General features: G+C 61.0%; 11 protein-coding genes. 4 read left to right on the top strand and 7 right to left on the bottom strand.

Features of this window, described 5'->3' with window-relative positions; translation table 11 throughout:
• Window positions 1–154: 154 nt before the first annotated feature.
• The 4 genes from B7E11_RS15585 to B7E11_RS15570 all read left to right on the top strand — a co-directional run bounded on the left by B7E11_RS15585 (window position 155) and on the right by B7E11_RS15570 (window position 4,745).
• On the top strand, window positions 155–895 hold the full coding sequence (locus tag B7E11_RS15585) for a response regulator transcription factor (RefSeq protein ID WP_080836260.1): 741 nt from the start codon (window positions 155–157) through the stop codon (window positions 893–895).
• Window positions 885–2,654 carry a sensor histidine kinase gene (locus tag B7E11_RS15580; RefSeq protein WP_080836259.1) on the top strand — a complete coding sequence of 590 codons (1,770 nt, stop codon included), beginning with the start codon at window positions 885–887 and terminating at the stop codon, window positions 2,652–2,654. Before B7E11_RS15585 ends, B7E11_RS15580 begins: the two co-directional genes overlap by 11 nt.
• Window positions 2,655–2,773: 119 nt before the next feature.
• Window positions 2,774–4,108 carry a sensor histidine kinase gene (locus B7E11_RS15575; RefSeq protein WP_080836257.1) on the top strand — a complete coding sequence of 445 codons (1,335 nt, stop codon included), beginning with the start codon at window positions 2,774–2,776 and terminating at the stop codon, window positions 4,106–4,108.
• Window position 4,109: 1 nt separating this feature from the next.
• Window positions 4,110–4,745 (top strand): response regulator transcription factor, encoded by a 636-nt coding sequence (locus B7E11_RS15570; RefSeq protein ID WP_080836255.1) that lies wholly within the window; start codon window positions 4,110–4,112, stop codon window positions 4,743–4,745.
• Window positions 4,746–5,377: 632 nt separating this feature from the next.
• Here the strand turns inward: B7E11_RS15570 and B7E11_RS15560 are convergent.
• The 7 genes from B7E11_RS15560 to B7E11_RS15525 form a co-directional block, all read right to left on the bottom strand.
• Complete coding sequence (locus tag B7E11_RS15560; protein WP_139787220.1) at window positions 5,378–8,608, bottom strand: glycosyl hydrolase; 3,231 nt, start codon at window positions 8,606–8,608, stop codon at window positions 5,378–5,380.
• 26 nt (window positions 8,609–8,634) lie between these two features.
• Window positions 8,635–10,923, bottom strand: a complete 2,289-nt coding sequence (locus B7E11_RS15555) for a helix-turn-helix domain-containing protein (RefSeq protein WP_080836249.1) — start codon at window positions 10,921–10,923, stop codon at window positions 8,635–8,637.
• 64 nt (window positions 10,924–10,987) lie between these two features.
• Window positions 10,988–12,541 (bottom strand): extracellular solute-binding protein, encoded by a 1,554-nt coding sequence (locus B7E11_RS15550; protein WP_080836247.1) that lies wholly within the window; start codon window positions 12,539–12,541, stop codon window positions 10,988–10,990.
• Between the two features lie 59 nt (window positions 12,542–12,600).
• The gene (locus tag B7E11_RS15545; protein ID WP_080836245.1) at window positions 12,601–13,473 is read right to left on the bottom strand and encodes a carbohydrate ABC transporter permease; all 873 of its coding nucleotides are present in this window, start codon (window positions 13,471–13,473) and stop codon (window positions 12,601–12,603) included.
• 20 nt (window positions 13,474–13,493) lie between these two features.
• Window positions 13,494–14,435: an ABC transporter permease gene (locus B7E11_RS15540; protein WP_240353476.1), complete on the bottom strand. Its 942-nt coding sequence runs from the start codon at window positions 14,433–14,435 to the stop codon at window positions 13,494–13,496.
• A gap of 407 nt (window positions 14,436–14,842) precedes the next feature.
• Window positions 14,843–15,451, bottom strand: coding sequence for a response regulator transcription factor (locus B7E11_RS15530; protein WP_080836239.1), 609 nt, complete (start codon window positions 15,449–15,451; stop codon window positions 14,843–14,845).
• 421 nt (window positions 15,452–15,872) lie between these two features.
• Window positions 15,873–17,042: a sensor histidine kinase gene (locus B7E11_RS15525; RefSeq protein ID WP_080836237.1), complete on the bottom strand. Its 1,170-nt coding sequence runs from the start codon at window positions 17,040–17,042 to the stop codon at window positions 15,873–15,875.
• Window position 17,043: the final 1 nt, after the last annotated feature.

Below are 17,043 nucleotides of genomic sequence, written 5' to 3'. Positions count from 1 at the left end.
ACGAACGAATATTGCGGAAAAACAAACCGAGCCTTATATTTGGCTTAATTCGCTTCCCGAAAATTAAGGTTCCGTTAAGATTCGCTTCGCTTATCCGGAAAGGCGGCAATGGTACAATAGAGGGAACATCGGATGAAAAAGGAGCTTTCCAAACGTGAACGAGGCTTTAATTCTCCTTGTCGACGACGAACAGTCGATCGTGACGCTGCTGGAGACCGTGCTGCGCAAGGAAGGATTCGCGAACATCGATAAAGCCGCGTCTGCCGAGCAGGCGATCGAATGCTGCACGCGGAGGGAGTATCGCGCGATCGTGCTCGACGTCATGCTTCCGGGAATGAGCGGCGTCGAAGCCGCCCCCCTGATCCGCCGGATCACGAACGCTCCGATTTTGTTCTTGAGCGCGCGGACGACGGACCTGGACAAGCTGACCGGATTTGCCGTCGGCGGCGACGATTACGTCACCAAGCCGTTCAATCCGCTGGAAGTGGTCGCCCGCATCAAGTCGCTGCTTCGCCGCTCCGGAATGCCGGCCGCGCCAGCCGCGAATTCCGCGTCCCTCCCCTCGCCGAGCGGTCCCGTATACGATTTCGGCAGGTTCCAGGTCGACGAGGCCGCCGCCGAGCTTCGCGTGAAAGGCGGGATCGTGTCGTGCCCGACGCTCGTGTTCCAGCTGCTGCTGTTTTTGTGCAAGCACCCGAACCGGGTATTTACGAAAAGCGAGCTGTACGAGCGGGTATGGGGCGAAAACAGCGTCAACGACGACAACACGGTCATGGTGCATATTCACCGGATCCGGGAGCGGATCGAGCCCGACCCGTCCCGTCCGAAATATTTGATCAACGTCCGCGGCCTCGGCTACAAGCTGATCAAACAGGAGGCGGGAGATGAACGTTAAATGGCGGCTAGCGTTCCGCCTGATCGTCTGGCTGACGCTGGCCGGCATCGCGCTGCTCGCGCTCGCGGGAGGCGCCGTATACTGGAGCTACCAGCAGCTGATGCGGATCGAAACGGCGAGAGATTTCGAGAATGCCGGACTTTACCGGCTCGTGCAGACGCTGCGGAACGAGGGAGGCGATCTGACCTTCGATCCCGAGCTGCTGTCCATTATCCGCGACAGCGGCGGCTGGCTGCAGCGCATCGACGAAAACGGCCGGGTGACGGACGCCTATTTCACCCCGCCCGACGTGCCGGACGCCTACGGTCCGGGAGAGCTCGTCGCGTACTGGATGGGCAAGACGGAGTTTCCGTATCCATTGTATTTATGGATTCAGGAAAAGGACGGCGTCACCCACACGCTCGTTTACGGGCTCTCGAACGAGGACGATCGGCTGCTGGAGCAGTTCGCGGAACGGGGCGAAATCGGCGAAGGATCGATCGCGCTGCCGGAGGAACTGGCGAACCGGCTGCGGCGGTCGGGCGCCTGGCTGCAGGTGCTCGATTCGTCGGGCGCGGAGCTGGCCTCGAGCAACAAGCCGCCCGGCGCGCTCGGCCGCTACTCGTTGCAGGAGCTGGCGCTCCGCTCGGTATATGCCGACCGTTACGGGGCGAAGCTGACTTCGTTTTACGAGGAGGCGACCGGACGTACCTGGGTGCTGAGCGAGCCGCTGTCCGGCTTTGCGCCCGGCGAGGGGCCCCTTTTCCCGCCGGAGGCCGGCGTGATCGTCGCCGCGGTCGGCGGCGTGTTCGCCGCGGCGATGGCCATCTTCGCGCTCGTCGCCTATGGGTTCGGCCACCGGTTCGGCGCTCCGATCGTCCATATGCTGAACTGGATCCGCGCGCTGGACGAGGGCAAGTACGCCGAGCCCGCGGGCCGCTCCGGCCCGTCGCGCAGCCGCAACCGCAGAGGCCGGACGAAAGGCGGCTACCGCGTGTTCGGAGACGTCGTCCGTTCGCTGGACTCCCTGTCCGAGACGCTCCGCCGCAACGAGCGGCTGCGGGCGGAGAACGAGCGGCTGAAGGACGAATGGATCGCCGGCGTTTCCCACGATTTGAAAACGCCGCTCTCTTCGATCAAAGGCTATGCGCATATGCTGAACGCCGACGCTTACGAGTGGACGGCCGAGGAGGTGCGGTCGTTCGCCAAGGTGATTCTGGACAAATCGTCCCACCTGGACGAGCTGATCAACGATCTGACGCTCACGTATCATTTGCGGCACGGCGGCCGGCCTCCGTCCCTGGAGACCGTCGATATGAACGACTACCTGGCCGAAGCCGTGCGGGATGCGTCCAGCCATCCGCAATATCCGGAGAACGGCGTTCGCTTCGCGCCGGACAGCCGGGCCGCATGGCTCGACATTTACAGGCCGTGGTTCCAGCGAATCGTGGACAATCTCGTCGCGAACGCCCTGCTGCATAACCGGGAAGGAACGATGCTGACCGTCTCGGTCCGGGCGGAGCCGGACGGCGGGCTGTCGATCCGGTTCGAGGACGACGGGGACGGCATGGACGAGCGGACGGCCGAGCGGCTGTTCGAGCGTTATTACCGCGGGACCGATACCGAAAGTTGCGCGGAAGGCACCGGCCTCGGCATGGCGGTGACCAAGGCGCTGGTCGAAGGCCTCGGCGGGACGATCGAAGTCGACACGGCACCCGGCCGGGGGACGGCCATCGCCTTGCGCTGGGATCGTTCGCTCCCGGAGAACCGCGCCGGATAAAAACGGTCATCCGATTTAAAACCGAGACGAATCGAAAGCTGTCGTCCGGCGCTATCGGTCGCCCTCGCCGCCCGAGTATGGTAGATTGGTTTTAAAGGCTTTCGAATGGGATGGTTGCGATGCTCCTTTATTTTTTCGCGCTGACGGGCGCGGCGATCGTGCTTCTGGCGGGCAACCCGCGCGGCGAAGTCAACCGGTGGGCGGCGGCGTTTCTCGCGCTCGCGGCGATCGGAGGGTTGACCGATGTTTTGCGGGACGCCGGCTGGACGCAGGCCGCGCGGGCGGTGCAATACGCCAACCTCGTTCTGACGCCGTACGCGGTCGCCGTCTTCGCTCTCGTCTATTCGCTGCCGGCGGCAAGCCCCGCCCGGATTCGGCTATGGAAATGGCTGCTGCTCATTCCGCCCGCGTCGATGCTGGGGGCGACGCTCGCTTTCGGCCAGGGCATCGATTACGGCTGGCTGCTCGCTTGGGCCGCGCCCTGTTACGCCGGCGCCTGCTTCCTGCTCGTCGCCGCGCTTTTGAAAGAAAATAACCGCGTCAAGCGGCGCAACCGCCTCATGACGACGCTTATCATGGTGCCCAGCCTGCTGGCCGTTCTATTTTTGATTTACGCGGCCAAGCTGATCGCGCCGGATTTCGATTTTTTTCGGTACGTCTCGCTGTTTTTCGTCTACTCCTTCGCGGTGGCCGCATTAAGCCTGTTCGTGTACGGCGTGCTGGGCATCAAGCTGCGCGTGGAACGGGACCCGATGGAAAGCGCGATGCAGGCGGCCAGCTCCGGCACGCATCTGCTCGCCCATTCGATCAAAAACGAAATCGGCAAAATCGCCATCGGCGCGGAAAACGCAAAGCGCTCCCTGTCCGGCGCGGACGAAGCGGCAAGAGAGCATTTGGCGCTGATCGAGAGCGCATCGGCCCACCTGCTCGCGATGGCGGAGCGCGTTCACGGCCGGACGAAGCGGATCGAGCTGCGTCCGGAGCCGTGCCGGCTCGATCTTTTGGCGGAAGCGGCGGCGGCGCGCAACCGGGAGCGGGCGGACCGGAATCGAATCGATCTCGTTTGCGACTTCTCGGTTCGGCCGACGCTGCTGTGCGATCCCCTCCATGTCGCGGAAGCGCTGGAGAACGTGCTTTCCAACGCGATCGAGGCGCTCCCCGGCGGAGGAACGATCGTCATCGGGCTCGCGCAAAACCGCAACGGCGTATCGCTGTCCGTCGAGGACAACGGAATCGGCATTCCCAAAGACCTTCTTGGCAGGGTGTTCGAACCGTTTTACAGCTCCAAAAGCAGGGATGGCAATTTCGGTCTCGGGCTGTCTTACGCGTACAACGTGATGCGCGATAGCAAAGGGTCGGTCGAATTGTCCAGCCGGGTCAACGAAGGGACCCGCGTCACGCTGCATTTTCCCGCTTCGGCCGTGCTGAATTCCTTAAACGGAGGAGATCTTTGACATGGAACATATCAAAGTGCTTCTGGTCGAGGACGATCCCGAATGGATCAAGGCGCTGACGAGCTATCTCAACCATGAAGAAGACATTCTCGTCGTCGGGGCGGCCATGCGGAAAGAAGAGGCCGTGCGGATGGCCCGGACGCTGGAGTTCGACGTCGTGCTTATGGACATTCAGCTCGGGGAAGGCGGGCTCGACGGCATTTACGCCGCCATGGAAATCCACGACATCCGGCCGGCCAAAATCATCATGCTCACCTCGCTGTCGGACGAGCGCGTCATCACGCAGGCTTTTACGGCGGGAGCGGTCGATTACGTGGAAAAAAGCCGGTTCAAGGATATCCCGCACGCCATCCGCACCGCTTGCCGCCATCCGGCCGCGATGGACGCGCTGCTGAAGGAATTCGCCCGGCTCAAGCGGGAGGAGCAGCTCAAGGCGTTGACGCCCGCCGAGCGGGAAGTGTTCGAGCTGATCGAAGAAGGCTACACGCAGCCCCAAATCGAGCAAAAACTGTACAAGGCCGAAAGCACGCTGAAAAACCAGGTCAACAAAATATTGAAAAAGCTCGGCGCGAAAACGAGCAAGCAGGCGGTCGAGAAAGTGCGGCGCAAAGGGCTTTGCGAAGAAGATAGGAAATAAGCGTCACCCTAGCCGGTTCAGATGGGTAATATTTACCCAACTGACTCGGCCCACGTGCGTCTAGCCGGTTCAGATGGGTAATATTTACCCAACTGACTCGGCCCACGTGCGTCTAGCCGGTTCAGATGGGTAATATTTACCCAACTGACTCGGCCCACGTGCGTCTTGCGGTTCAGATGGGTAATATTTACCCAACTGACTCGGCCATGTGCGTCTTGCGGTTCAGAGAGAATCCGCTACTCAACCGGATCCGCGAGGGTCGACCCGGCCTTCCCGGTGGCTGAATTTGAACATTCCTTTGAACGGGGTAGGAACGGGTTTCGACATCCTTGGACGGCGGACACGTTTGGCTGTTGGATACGGCTATGAAGGCGTGCGGCTGGCGGGATAAAAGTGAATTTTCGGGCACATTCGGAGTTTGGCTCGCGGTCGGCGGCATGAAGGCGAAATTTTCGGGTACACCATTTGCGGAAATGAAAGCGCGTCTTCCGAAGGACGGCACTGTCGGACGCATGCTTATCGTTTGAACGGCAAGCGGCATCCCCAACCTGCCAAACTCCATGCATGGTTAGAAATACCCCAGTTGAAAAAGCGCGGGGATCGCCTCCAGAAAGCGATCCCCGCTCCCCGCGTTAGCGCAACGCAGGCTGAAGCGTATGCGTCCGATCGTCGAACGTCCTTCCTTCCAACAGGCCGATCAGCGTATTCGTCACGATCACCTCGACCTTGTTGTCGCCCGTTCGAAGAAGCTCGACCGGTCCGAACCAGACGTACGGCGTCCATGGACGAACGCCGAGCGAGACGCCGTTCACCCGTATTTCGACGACGTCGTGGATGGCTTCGTCCCAGTCTTCGAACCGCAACTCGAAGCGATCGGCGGCGACCGGCAGGCTGTCGATCGCCGCCGTCCGCTCGAAAATCAGGCTGCCCGCGAAAAACGGAAACCCGTCCGTAACGCCGCCCCGCAGCTCTGCCGCTTCCGGAAGTACCGTCAACGCGACGCCCTGCTCTCCGCCGCGAACGCCAAAGTCGCCGAACAGGTAGATCGCGTCCGCGACCCCGTCCCAGTCCCGTTCGACCGTGACATCCACGGCGATCGTATTCCGCCCGAGCCGCAACGCGTTCCGAACATCGCGGACCCTGTTGGCATGATCGTACACGAACCGAGGCGCGAATTGATCCGGAGCGAACGGCGTATCGTTCACCCAAAGCGTATGCGCCCCGGAAATCGCGCCCGCGTCCCGGAGCGCGAAGCAGGCTTCCGGCAGCCGTTCGACGTCGAACGTTGCCTCGTATCTGCAGCGGACCGGATAGGCGATGCCCAGCCGCATCGGCGTGCCGAACAGTTGGCGGAACCGCAGCGGCAAAGCGAACGCCTCTTCGGAAGCGATGTCCTCGCATTGGTCGATAAACGTCTTTGCCTCGACGAGACCCGCGCGGACAAAGCCCTCCGCTCCCTCGACCGACAAGACGAACTTGTCGAACCGCACGGCGTTGGCTCGGTCCGCGGAGACGCGCCACGGTCCGGCGCTTTCGATCCGCCACGGCCACGGCGGCGAAGCCTCAGCCGAACTTGCGCCCGCGGCCGGAGCCGCATGCACGGGGTCCTCATGCACCGGGGCCACATGTACCGGAGCCGCATGCACCGGGGTCGCGTGCACCAGGGCCGATGCATACGGCGCCAATTCCAGCCGCACGTCCCACGACCCGTCGGGCCTTCGCTCCGCGGCGAGCGGGGACGACTCGCCTGTCTCGGGATCGAGCAGCTCGAACCGCATCCCCCGGGCGCCCGGCTCGCCTGCCACGCGCAAAACAGGCGCGATCCATCCGTCTTCCTGATGCGTCAGAAAGATGAGCGAAGCGCCGTCCTTCAACAAACGGCGATGCAGCAGAAGCGTCTTTCTCTCCGAATCCGCGCGAACGGCAGACGGCAGCCGCTTCTCCAGCAAAGGCACCAACGAAGACGGCGAAACCGGCGTCAGCGCCGCCCGCATCCCGGCAGGCACGGCGTCGCCGGGCCGCAACGATTCGGTCGGCAGCTCGCCGACCGCGATGACGAGTCCGCCCGCCTCGCGAAACGCGACCAGCTTCCGCCAAGCCGGCTCCTCCAAATTCGTCATCGGGGGCAGCACGACCGCTTCGTATCTCGCGTCCCCGAGACGCAGAGTCCCTTCTTCAATCGAGGCCTCCCCGAGCAGCTCCGGGTCCAGATGGTCGAAGTCCCGCTGGGCGATCGTCAGCGTTTTGCAGACGCCGGCCCATGCCTCTTTCAGCCGCTCGAGCTCGGCTCGTTCCGCTTCGTCGTTTCCGCCGTATTGAAACTCGTGAAACGGATTGCCGAGATGCGTCCAAAAGGTCGTGGTCGGATCGACGACGGCGATCGGGCGGTCCGGCCGCCCGCGGCTCATGACGTAAGAAATCCGTCTCACGTAGTCCCCCAGCTTCGCAAAATGCGACCAATACGGATTTTGATAAAACTGGGAAGGCGGCGCGTCGTGCTTCGCGAGTCCGTCGATCGAATAAAAAAAGGCATGAAAATTGAAAAAGTTCGTTCCGAGCGCGGCCAATCGGTCGATCATCCACCGCGCGTCCTGCAGCGTCATCGACCAGCCGACGCTGTGGAAGCATTCGATCAGCACCCGCTCGCGGGACAGCTGGTTCGCGAGCGAACTGATCATCTTCGGGTTGTAGCGCAGACTGTACGCGCAGCGCCCGTGGCCCAAAATCCAGTCGAGCGAGCGCCCCAGCTTCTCGTGGCCGCTGTCTCCGCCCGGCACATGGCTGAATCGTTGCGTCGTCATGCGCACCGAAGGCACCTCGGCGGCGTAACGCAAGCCGTGCTTCTCGCACCAATCGCAAACCTGCTTATGGTACGAGCTTCGCAGCAGCTCGTGCACGGTTTGATAATAATCGTAGCGTACCCGCGCAGCGCCCTCGGCCGCCGAATCGTAGAGCGCATGAATATGCTCCAGAAGGTCATACCCGTTTCGCGCAAGGAACGCATCCGGCAGCCTCGGAGACCACGGCATCGGTCCGAGCAGGCCGATCTCGTCGGTGAACATGCCCTGAATCGTCGAGCCGAAAAATTCGCCCAATTCTTCCGCGTACCGGTCGTGCGTCAACGCGATGAAGGCGGCCATCGCCTCTTCGTTGCAAGGATCGACGAACGTGCCGTAATACTTGAAATCCTTAACTTCCTCCTCGAGGAAGCAATGGACTTCCCAGGACTCCGCTCCCTTCGGGGCCGTCCATGCCAACCGCTTGACCGTGTCGTACGTAAAAAACCGTTTTCGATTGTACGCGGTCAGCCCGGCTTTCTGAAACACCGGCTCCGCCTGATGATTGCCGACATGGCGGGAAACGTCCACGGCCCGCGGCCAATCCCGCCGCCCCGTCGCCGCGTCGATCGGCACCGCCCGCGCGGAAAGCAGCCGCGCCCATGGCAGCATCGCGTCGCACGTGCCGCCGCCGGGAACCGGCACCGTGCGATGCTGAAGCGTATATTGCTTCGCCTCCGGATGCGCAAGCGTCACTTCTCCACCCGCGATCCCGCTTGGGTACGGGTACTCGTCATACAGCCATACCTCCAGCCCGTACCGGGCCGCCGTCGCGACCGCCAGCCGAACCTTGGCGAACCATAGATCCGATAAATACGGGATTTGCAAGCCTTGCCGCGGGCAAATGAAGAACCCTCCGAGCCGGCCGGACGCCATCTCTTCGATCTGACGAACGATCTCGCCGTCTTCCATCGCTCCGTTCCAAAACCAGAACGGATGAATGCCGTAAGCCGAAGCCGGCGACCGGAACGCCTCCATTTCAAACGCTCGCGTCGCCGCGGCTTTGCCATCCGATCTTGTTCTCATCATCCTACCGCCTTTCGGCGAAGGCGTCAGCCGCCGGTTCGGCTTATTTCCCGATAATGGGTCGGCGTGACGCCTTCCTTCTTTTTGAACAGCCGGTTGAAATAACTGTGCTGATAGCCGACGCTTTCGGCCACCTCGCTTATTTTTAGGTCCGTATCCCGCAGCAGCTCGCGCGCCTTTTCGAGCCGGATATCGGTCAAGTAATCGATGAAATTGACGCCGACGATTTCTTTAAACATCTTGCTCAAAATAAACGGGCTGATTTTCAATCGATCGGCGCACGAATCGAGCGAAATATCCGAACGATACGATTCGCGCAGCAGCTCCGCCGCCTTCTCGATCGTTTGCCGCATTTGCGCATTCTGCTTTTGCGACAGCTCGCGAATGAACGGGCGAATCACCTTGCGGTCGAACCAATCGGGCAGCGCGTCGGATTCGCGAACGTGCAGCAGCTGCTCGTACAGATTCGCGCCTTCGTATACCTGCTGGGCGTTGAGGCCCGATTGCAGCACGACGCGCAGCAAGCTCCCGAGAAGATGCAGCATGCCCTGCTTCAACGCCCCCTCCTTGACCCCCGCCTCCGCGAACGCCTGCACAAACGCGCGCACGCCGGCAACCGCCTCGTCGGCGTTGCCGACTCGCACGGCGCGCAGCGTCTGCCGCTCAAGATCGAAGGGGTAATCCGGCGCATGGTCGCGCCCGGCGTCGTCCATCTTCTCGATGTCGATGATCAGATTCCCTTCCCCCGCGTGACGGAAGCCGGCCGCCAGCTTCGCCTCCTCGAACAGAACCGGCACCGACTTTATCGAGGCCGTCGTGCGGCCGATGCAGATGACGGCCTGCAGCTTCAAGTACCGCTCGATCGACGCGAGCAATTCCTCGCTCGCCCGGTAGACCGCTTCCTCGAACTGCTCCCTCGACATGCGGCTCGGAATCGCCACCAGCAGCCCCAGCGACAGGTCTTGAAAGTTGACGACGTCCGCCCGGATCGGGAACGTGGCGACGATCTCCTCCACCATATTGGCGGCGGCGAACGTCACGAGTCCCTCATCGCCGTCGGAGAATCGGCCCTCAAGCTTCGAGAAGCCGAGCAGCTGGATAAGCACGATGCAGAACCGACGGTCCCGAGCCTCGCCGCCGAACGATTCGATCCGGTTGATCAGTTCATCGTCCGTATACGCGTACATATAGCCGTGAAGCAGCTGCATAAGAAAACCTTCCCGCAGCTGCGGCAGCTGTTCGTCCAGTCGCCGCTGCAGGATTTGGCTTTCGCGGGACAGATGGTTCCAGTGGGTTTCAATGAGCTCGAACTCGTTCCTCGCTGCCCGCTCCGCCCCGGCCTCGGGCTTGACGACGCCTGCCAGCTTCATCAGCCTGTCGATCGGCGAGTACAGCCGCCGCGAGACGAACCACGAGCCGACGGCCGCCAAAAGCAGCAAGCCGCCGCTCGTGTACAAAATCATTTTCGAAAGGAAAATGACCGGCGCGGTAATGCTCGTAAGCGGCGCGGCCGACGCGTAATGCCATTCGACGCCCATGCGCGCAAAGCTGCCGTGCGTGACGGAGTACCGATTCGATTCCCAGTCCAACAAAAATGTCTCGGCGCTTTTTTCGGTTCGTAAAATCTCTTCCATGATGACGGCATCAAGCTTCGACGGCGCGTTTCCCTCCGAAATCGTGTACAGCCACTGGCCCTTGGAGGCGTCATACAGAAAGGACGTTCCCTGGTTGTACGGCGTAAGCGTTTGGACGAGCTGCAGAACCTTTTCTTTTTCCAGATACAAAACGAGCGCGCCGAAGGGATCGGCCCCGCCTAGACTGTGGATCTTATGAACCAGCATGACCGTCCCGTTGCCGCCCGACCAATACAACGACTTCTCCGCGGACAGGAGCGCTTGATACGGCTCGCTTCGCTCCGGCGTCAGACGATCGTACCGATCCGGCGTAAATACGACCGATGCGGGCTCCCGCAAATACAACTCGACCCGGCCGATCAGCGGGTTCGATCCTTCCATTACGAGCAGCGTCCGGTAAATCTCGTGAATTTCCTGGTAGTTATTCGCAAAATCGAGGTTTTTCAGGTTTTCGGTAAACTGAGGGTCGAACGCCCAATGCGCCATGGACTGTTCCAAATACGAAAACTGTTCGTCCATCGTCTCCACGGTTTGGACGAACTGCTCGTCATGCACCTGCTGCAGCTCGGTTTCGATTTGGTTTTTGCTCACGATATACAGCACCCCGCCCACGATCAGGCCGGGCAGGCTGGCGAAAATAAGAAACGTGAGCAGGCTTTTGCGATAGTGTCCTCGGAGCATGGGCAGACCGTCCCCCCGGGCCAACGCCCTCCTCGTCGCGTTCGAAGGGAGGGCGTGCCGTTCGTTACTTGTTTTTATAGGCTTCGTTTATTTCTTCCGTCATCTTCTTGAAGGTTTCGTTCGATGCGAGCGAAGCGACGAAAGCATCCCAGTCTTCGATCGTCTTCTGGCCGAGAATGACCTTCGTCTTCAAATCCTGCACCGTTTTGCGGAATTCCGGCAAATACGACTGACCCGTTTCCGAAACCAAGGGGGCCCCGACGTTTTCGACGCTCGTCTTTTCCCGCTCGTCCTGGATTTTCTTGTAGAGCTCCTTCGCTTCGTCGGGGAACGTCACCTTCACCGAGCTCGCATAAGGGTCTGCGACGTATACGATTTGGCTGTATTCTCCGATCGCGTCGGCGGTGATCTTCTCGGCGTTCAGCACCGCTTCTCCGTTCTGCAACGTATGGTGGATGCCTTCGATGCCTTGCTGATGAAGCTTGAAGACGCCGTCCGCGCTCCAGCTGTCGAGCATGGCCAGAATTCTCTTCATCTTGTCCTCGGATACCGTTTTCGGAATCGCGTTCAAACCGGAGTAACCCGAGCCTTTCGGATTGTATTCGTTTACATTCGTAAGCGGATACAGATCGGTAAATGCCAAATCCGGCACGGTCGCTTTCAAGGCTTCGTAATATTCCTGCATCGCGCCCGCCTTCTCGACCAGAATGCCGGCTTTCCCCGCCTTGAACATATCCTTGACCTGCGAGAGCTTCAGCGACGCGAAGTCAAGCGGGATCAACCCTTCGCGATACGCATTCGTCAAATAGACAAGCGATTCGCGCGTTTCCGGGGTCACCGTCAAATTCACCAGCGTTCCGTCTTCTTGAAGCTTCCACTCGCCGTATGCCCGATTGAACATGCGCTCTACCTCGGCCAACAAGCCCATGCCGTCCGGATCCGCTTGCCCGGCGAGTCCGATCGTGTCGTTTTGGCCGTTGCCGTCGGGATCCTGCGTTGTGAACGCCTTCATAACCTCGTACAATTGTTCCGGCGTCGTCGGCTCCGGCAGCCCTACGTTCTCAAGCCAATCCTTGCGGATGATGTAGAACGCCTCTCCTTCGACAGGCCGCGGGCGCGGTACGCCGTAGTTGGCGCCCTTGATCGAAGTCATCTCCCACGCGATCGGAGCGATTTTGTCCTTCAAATTCGGGTACTGATCGATGTAGGGCGCCACATCCCAGAAAGCCCCTTGCTCCGCCGCTTTCCGGAAAACCGGATCGGACGGATTCGCAACGAGAATCAAATCCGGAATATCGCCCGAGGCAAGCGTGACGTTAAACTTGTCTTTATAGTTATTTGCGGATACCCACTCGATGTCCAATTTCGTGTTGGTGGCCTCTTCGATCTTGAGCTCGACCGGATTGTCGGCGGCAGGCGGCGCCGCGCCGAAAAACTGGCTCATGATTCGAATGCTCTCGGGCGTTGCCGCCTGCGACGACGGCCCGGATGACGCCCCTCCTTGCGTTTCGCCGGCTCCGCCTCCGTTGCCGCACGCCGACAGCGCGGCGGACATGGCCATCAGTCCGGCAAGCAGCCATGCCGCCGGCTTCTTCCTGTTTTTCCATAGACGAATCATCGAAGATCCTCCCTTGTCCATTTCATAATATATGATACGGTTTCATAGAGAAACCCTTATCATCCCTTGATCGAACCGACCATGGCGCCTTTCGCGAAATGCTTCTGCAAGAACGGATAGACCGCGACGATCGGGGCGATGGCGATGACGACGGCGGCCATCTTCAACGTTTCGCTTGGCGGAGGCTTCATGAGCGGATCCACTTCTCCGAGGCTGCTGCTTGACGCATCGATCAGCATGTTCTGCAGCAGCACCTGAATCGGCCATTTATCGGAGTCGTTCAGATACAACAGGGCGTTAAAATACTGGTTCCAGAAGGACACGGCGAAAAACAACCCGAAAGCCGCCAGCGCCGGCAGCGAGAGCGGCAAAATGATCCGGAAAAACGAAGCGATGTCGTTGCAGCCGTCGATCGCGGCGGCCTCGTCGAGCTCCTCCGGTATGCCGTCGTAGAAGCCCCGCATCAGAATGACGTACCATCCGCTCGTAAGCGAGACCAGGATGACCGACCAGATGCTGTTGATGAGCGACAGCTCTTTAATCAGCAAGTAGTTCGGGATGATGCCGGGGCCGAACAGAATCGTGAACAAGATGCACAGCTGGATTAAACGACGTCCTCTCATCCGCCGCCGGGACAGCGTGAAGGCGAGCGCAGACGTGACAATCAGGCTGCATGCCGTGCCGACCGTCGCCAGGAAGGCGCTGACGCCGAGCGCTTTCGGGAAGGCGGGCGTCGACAGCAGGTAGCTGTACGATGCGAGCGACCACCGCTCCGGAAACAGGACAAGAGGTTTCTGAAGATATTCGATCGGATCCGTGAAGGAAACGACGAACACGTAATACAGGGGGAACGCGGTCACGATCGACAGAAGCCCGAGCACGGCGGCATTCGCCATTTGAAACCCGCGATCCCCAAGCCTTTTCGACGGCATGGGAATGACCCTCCTTTTCTTCAATAGACGCCTTCTTCGCCGAAGCGCTTCGCGAGCGAGTTGGCGAGCAGGACGAGCGCAAGGCCGACGAGCGATTTGAAGAGGCCCACGGCGGTGCTGTAACTGAATTCTCCCTGCTGAACGCCGACGCGATAGACATACGTATCGAACACCTCGCCGACTTCGGACACCGCTCCGTTATACATAAGGAACACTTGCTCGAAGCCGACCTCCATGATGTCTCCCAGACGCAGGATCAGCAGGATGACGATCACGTTCCGGATCGCCGGCAGCGTAATGTGCCACATCTGGCGCAGGCGATTGGCGCCGTCCATGCGAGCCGCTTCGTACAGCTGCGGATTGACCCCCGCCATCGCGGCAAGAAAGACGATCGTGCCCCAGCCCGCTTCCTTCCAGATAGATTGGATCGTCAACAGGAGCCAGAATCCGTCGGGATTGGTCAGGAAGTCCACCCGTTCGAAGCCGAATGCCGCCAGCAGCTGATTGATGACGCCGTCCGCCCGAGAGAGCAGCATGAAGCTGAGACTGGCGATGATGACCCACGAGAGAAAGTGCGGCAAATAAATGATCGATTGCACCGTCCGTTTGTAAAGCTCGCTGCGCACCTCGTTGAGCAGGAGCGACAGCACGATCGGCAGCGGGAAGAAGAGAAACAGGTTCATCAGGCTGATGCCCATCGTATTGCGAAATAGCATGAAAAAATCGGGGTTCGAGAAAAATCGCTGAAAGTGCTCCAGGCCGACCCACTCGCTCTTTCCCATTCCAAGGAACGGAGAGTAGTCCTGGAACGCGATCAGGATGCCCCACATCGGCAAATATTTAAAAATCAGGAAATACAAAAGCCCCGGCAAGGCGAGCATATATAAATATTTGTCTTTGACGATGCTCCGCCATAAGCCGGGGGAAGCGGCTTTCGACGCCGCCGGCCGCACCCCTTGCATCGAAACCGGTTTTTCCAAGCGCATCACGACCTCTCCATCGACTGATCTGTTGATGCCCCTTATCGTAAGACTCGCGTGTTTTTCCTGCAATTGGACTTTATTGCCCGTCGCAAATTCCGGTTTGCACTTTGTTGCGGGATTTGACTTATTCTGAAAAAGCAGGCGCAGCAAGGGCCGCCCCGGTCGGGACGGCCCTTGCCGCAGCCCGGCGGAAGAGGGGAGTGGCGGAATTCGCGCGGCAACCGTACGATCGCATTCGGCCCGAGATTCGAATGGAAGACGAGGGCGGGAATCGGCTTGGATGCGAAGCCCGGTTTCGTCTCGCCGAAGAGAGCGAAAACGGGCCGACCGGCGCAAAGCGGATTATGCAAGGAGATAAAGGGGGAGTGAAGGCAAAGGGGGGACGGCTATGTCGGTTTCCGCCAATAATAAATGGCCAGCTGCGTGCGGTCGCGCAGCTGCAGCTTGTCGAGAACGACGGACAGCGTATTGCGAACGGTTCCTTCGCCGATCAAAAGCTGGGCGGCGATTTCGCGGTTGGAGCAGCCGTGCGCGACGAGCTCCGCGATCTCTTTCTCGCGCGGCGTCAGCTCCTCCGTCCGTTCCCGGTCCGGCTGCACGAGCCGTTTGAGCGCATCGCCGTCCAGCACCGACGTGCCGGACATGAGCAGCCGCAGCTGCTGGGCCATGCCGCTTGCCTTGCCCGACTTGATCAAATAGCCTTCGGCTCCGGCCAGCAGCGCGAGACGAATGCTTTGTTCGTCCTGGAACGTCGTCAGCATCATGATCCGGATTCGCGGCCATTGCGCTTTGATCTGGCGCGTCGCCTGGATGCCGTCGGCGCCGGGCATGCGGATATCCATCAGCGCGACGTCAGGCTGCGTCTTCGCGCAAAGCGCGATCGCGGCGGCGCCGTCGCTTGCCGTGCCGGCCACCTCGATGTCCCGCTCGCGCCCGAGCAGCAGCTCCAGGCTTTGGCAGACGAGCGGATCGTCGTCCACGATGACGATTTTCATCGCCGCATCTCCTTTCTCGCTCCTTGCTTGGCCGGATTTGGCCGAGCACCCTCCCGGATGAAACCTGCAATTACGCAGGCTTTTCCTGCAAACCGCGATGCTTGCGGAAGCAGAAATACAATAGTGCAGTTTTTCTGAACGAACGGGCTCAAAACAGAACCTTCGCTCCGGCAAAACCTGCACATTCGTATGAATTTCACCCTCTGTCGGCCGTTTCGGCTTAAAAGGATGCAGATTTGCAGGTTCCGATGATTCGCCGGTCAGATAACGAAAAGACGATTCCGCCGGCAAAAGCTCCCCGTCGCAAGCTTGAAGCCCCTCGCCGGCTGGCCGGAGACGTTCGCTCTTTATTAACCGTCTTGCCTAATCGCCAGAGCCGCCATTGCCGCACATGCTGCGGCGTCCTTGACGTCGAAGCGGCTTACAGGCCTTCGCGCTCCGTTTCCTCCGGCTCCAGCGGCAGCACGCACACCAGCTTGAAGCCCTCGCTCCTGTCGACGGAAAGGCTGCCGCCGACGGCGCGCGCCCGCCGACGCAAATTTCGCAGGCCGATGCCGCCGCCTTCGTTCGCGGCTTCGCCTTCGCTCCGCCCGATCGGGCCCGCGGCGCCGTCATCGTGCACGTCAAGCCGCACGATATGCGGACCGACGTCCAACGATACGTCGACCCTGTCGGCATCGGCATGGCGCGCAACGTTGGTCAGCGCCTCTTTCAGGCACGCCTCCAGTATCGTCCACTGGTAGGCGGGAATGCGCGCCGTATCTCCGAAGCGGTGAAACCGGATCGGACAGGCGGCAAAGTCGCGGCATACCTCTTCGAGAAGATCCGCGCCGACCGGCGTCGCCGGAATCATGGCGCGCACCGTCTCGCGCATATATGCCGTGCCGCTCGCCAGCCTTCGCTCGGCTTGACCGAACAGGTCGTCCGCCCGCGGATCGCCCTCCTTCCGCAGCTGGTCGAACGCCTGAAGCGCCAGCGCAGCCGCGGTCAGCTCGTGCCCCGCGTGGTCGTGCAGCTCGGCGGCAATCCGGCCGCGCTCGGTCAGCGCCGCAAGCCGCGCCGCATCGACGTTCGCCTGCAGCAGCTCGGTTTTCAGATGCTCCAGCTCGTAACGATCGCGTCGCGCGCGGTCGGCTTCCCGCCGGCTGGCGGTCAATTGCACCGACCACGCCCGCATCGCCCAGCCGCCCAACGCCCCCTGCGCGAGCACGGCAAGCGAGATCAGGGCGGGCCGATCGGACAGCAGCAGAACGCTTGCGGCCGGAAGCGCCAGCCACAGCCTGCCGGCGAGCGCCGCTTCGAACGCCGGCAGCGCCAGGGCGTACCACGCCTCGGGCCAGGCCGCGGTGCAAGCGAGACAAGCCGCCTGGTCGAGCAGCACCGTCCATCCGGGCAGCGCCAACCGCCAACGGGCCGCCGCCATGATCGCAAGAAACAGCAGCAGGACGACTCCCGCGACGCCGCTTCGGCCGGACAGCCAAAGCGCGGCGAGCAGGAGCAATCCCGCGAAACGCCAGAGCGCGATGCCGGTTCCGGGCGTCCAGGCGTCCGATCCGGACGCCGCGCCAAACCCGCCGGGTCCGTTCGTCATG

The sequence above is a fragment of the Cohnella massiliensis genome (assembly GCF_900169535.1).
GTDB lineage: Bacteria > Bacillota > Bacilli > Paenibacillales > Paenibacillaceae > Cohnella > Cohnella algarum.
The sequence above is the reverse complement of the archived record's forward strand: the minus strand, read 5'-3'. Positions and strand labels throughout refer to the sequence as shown.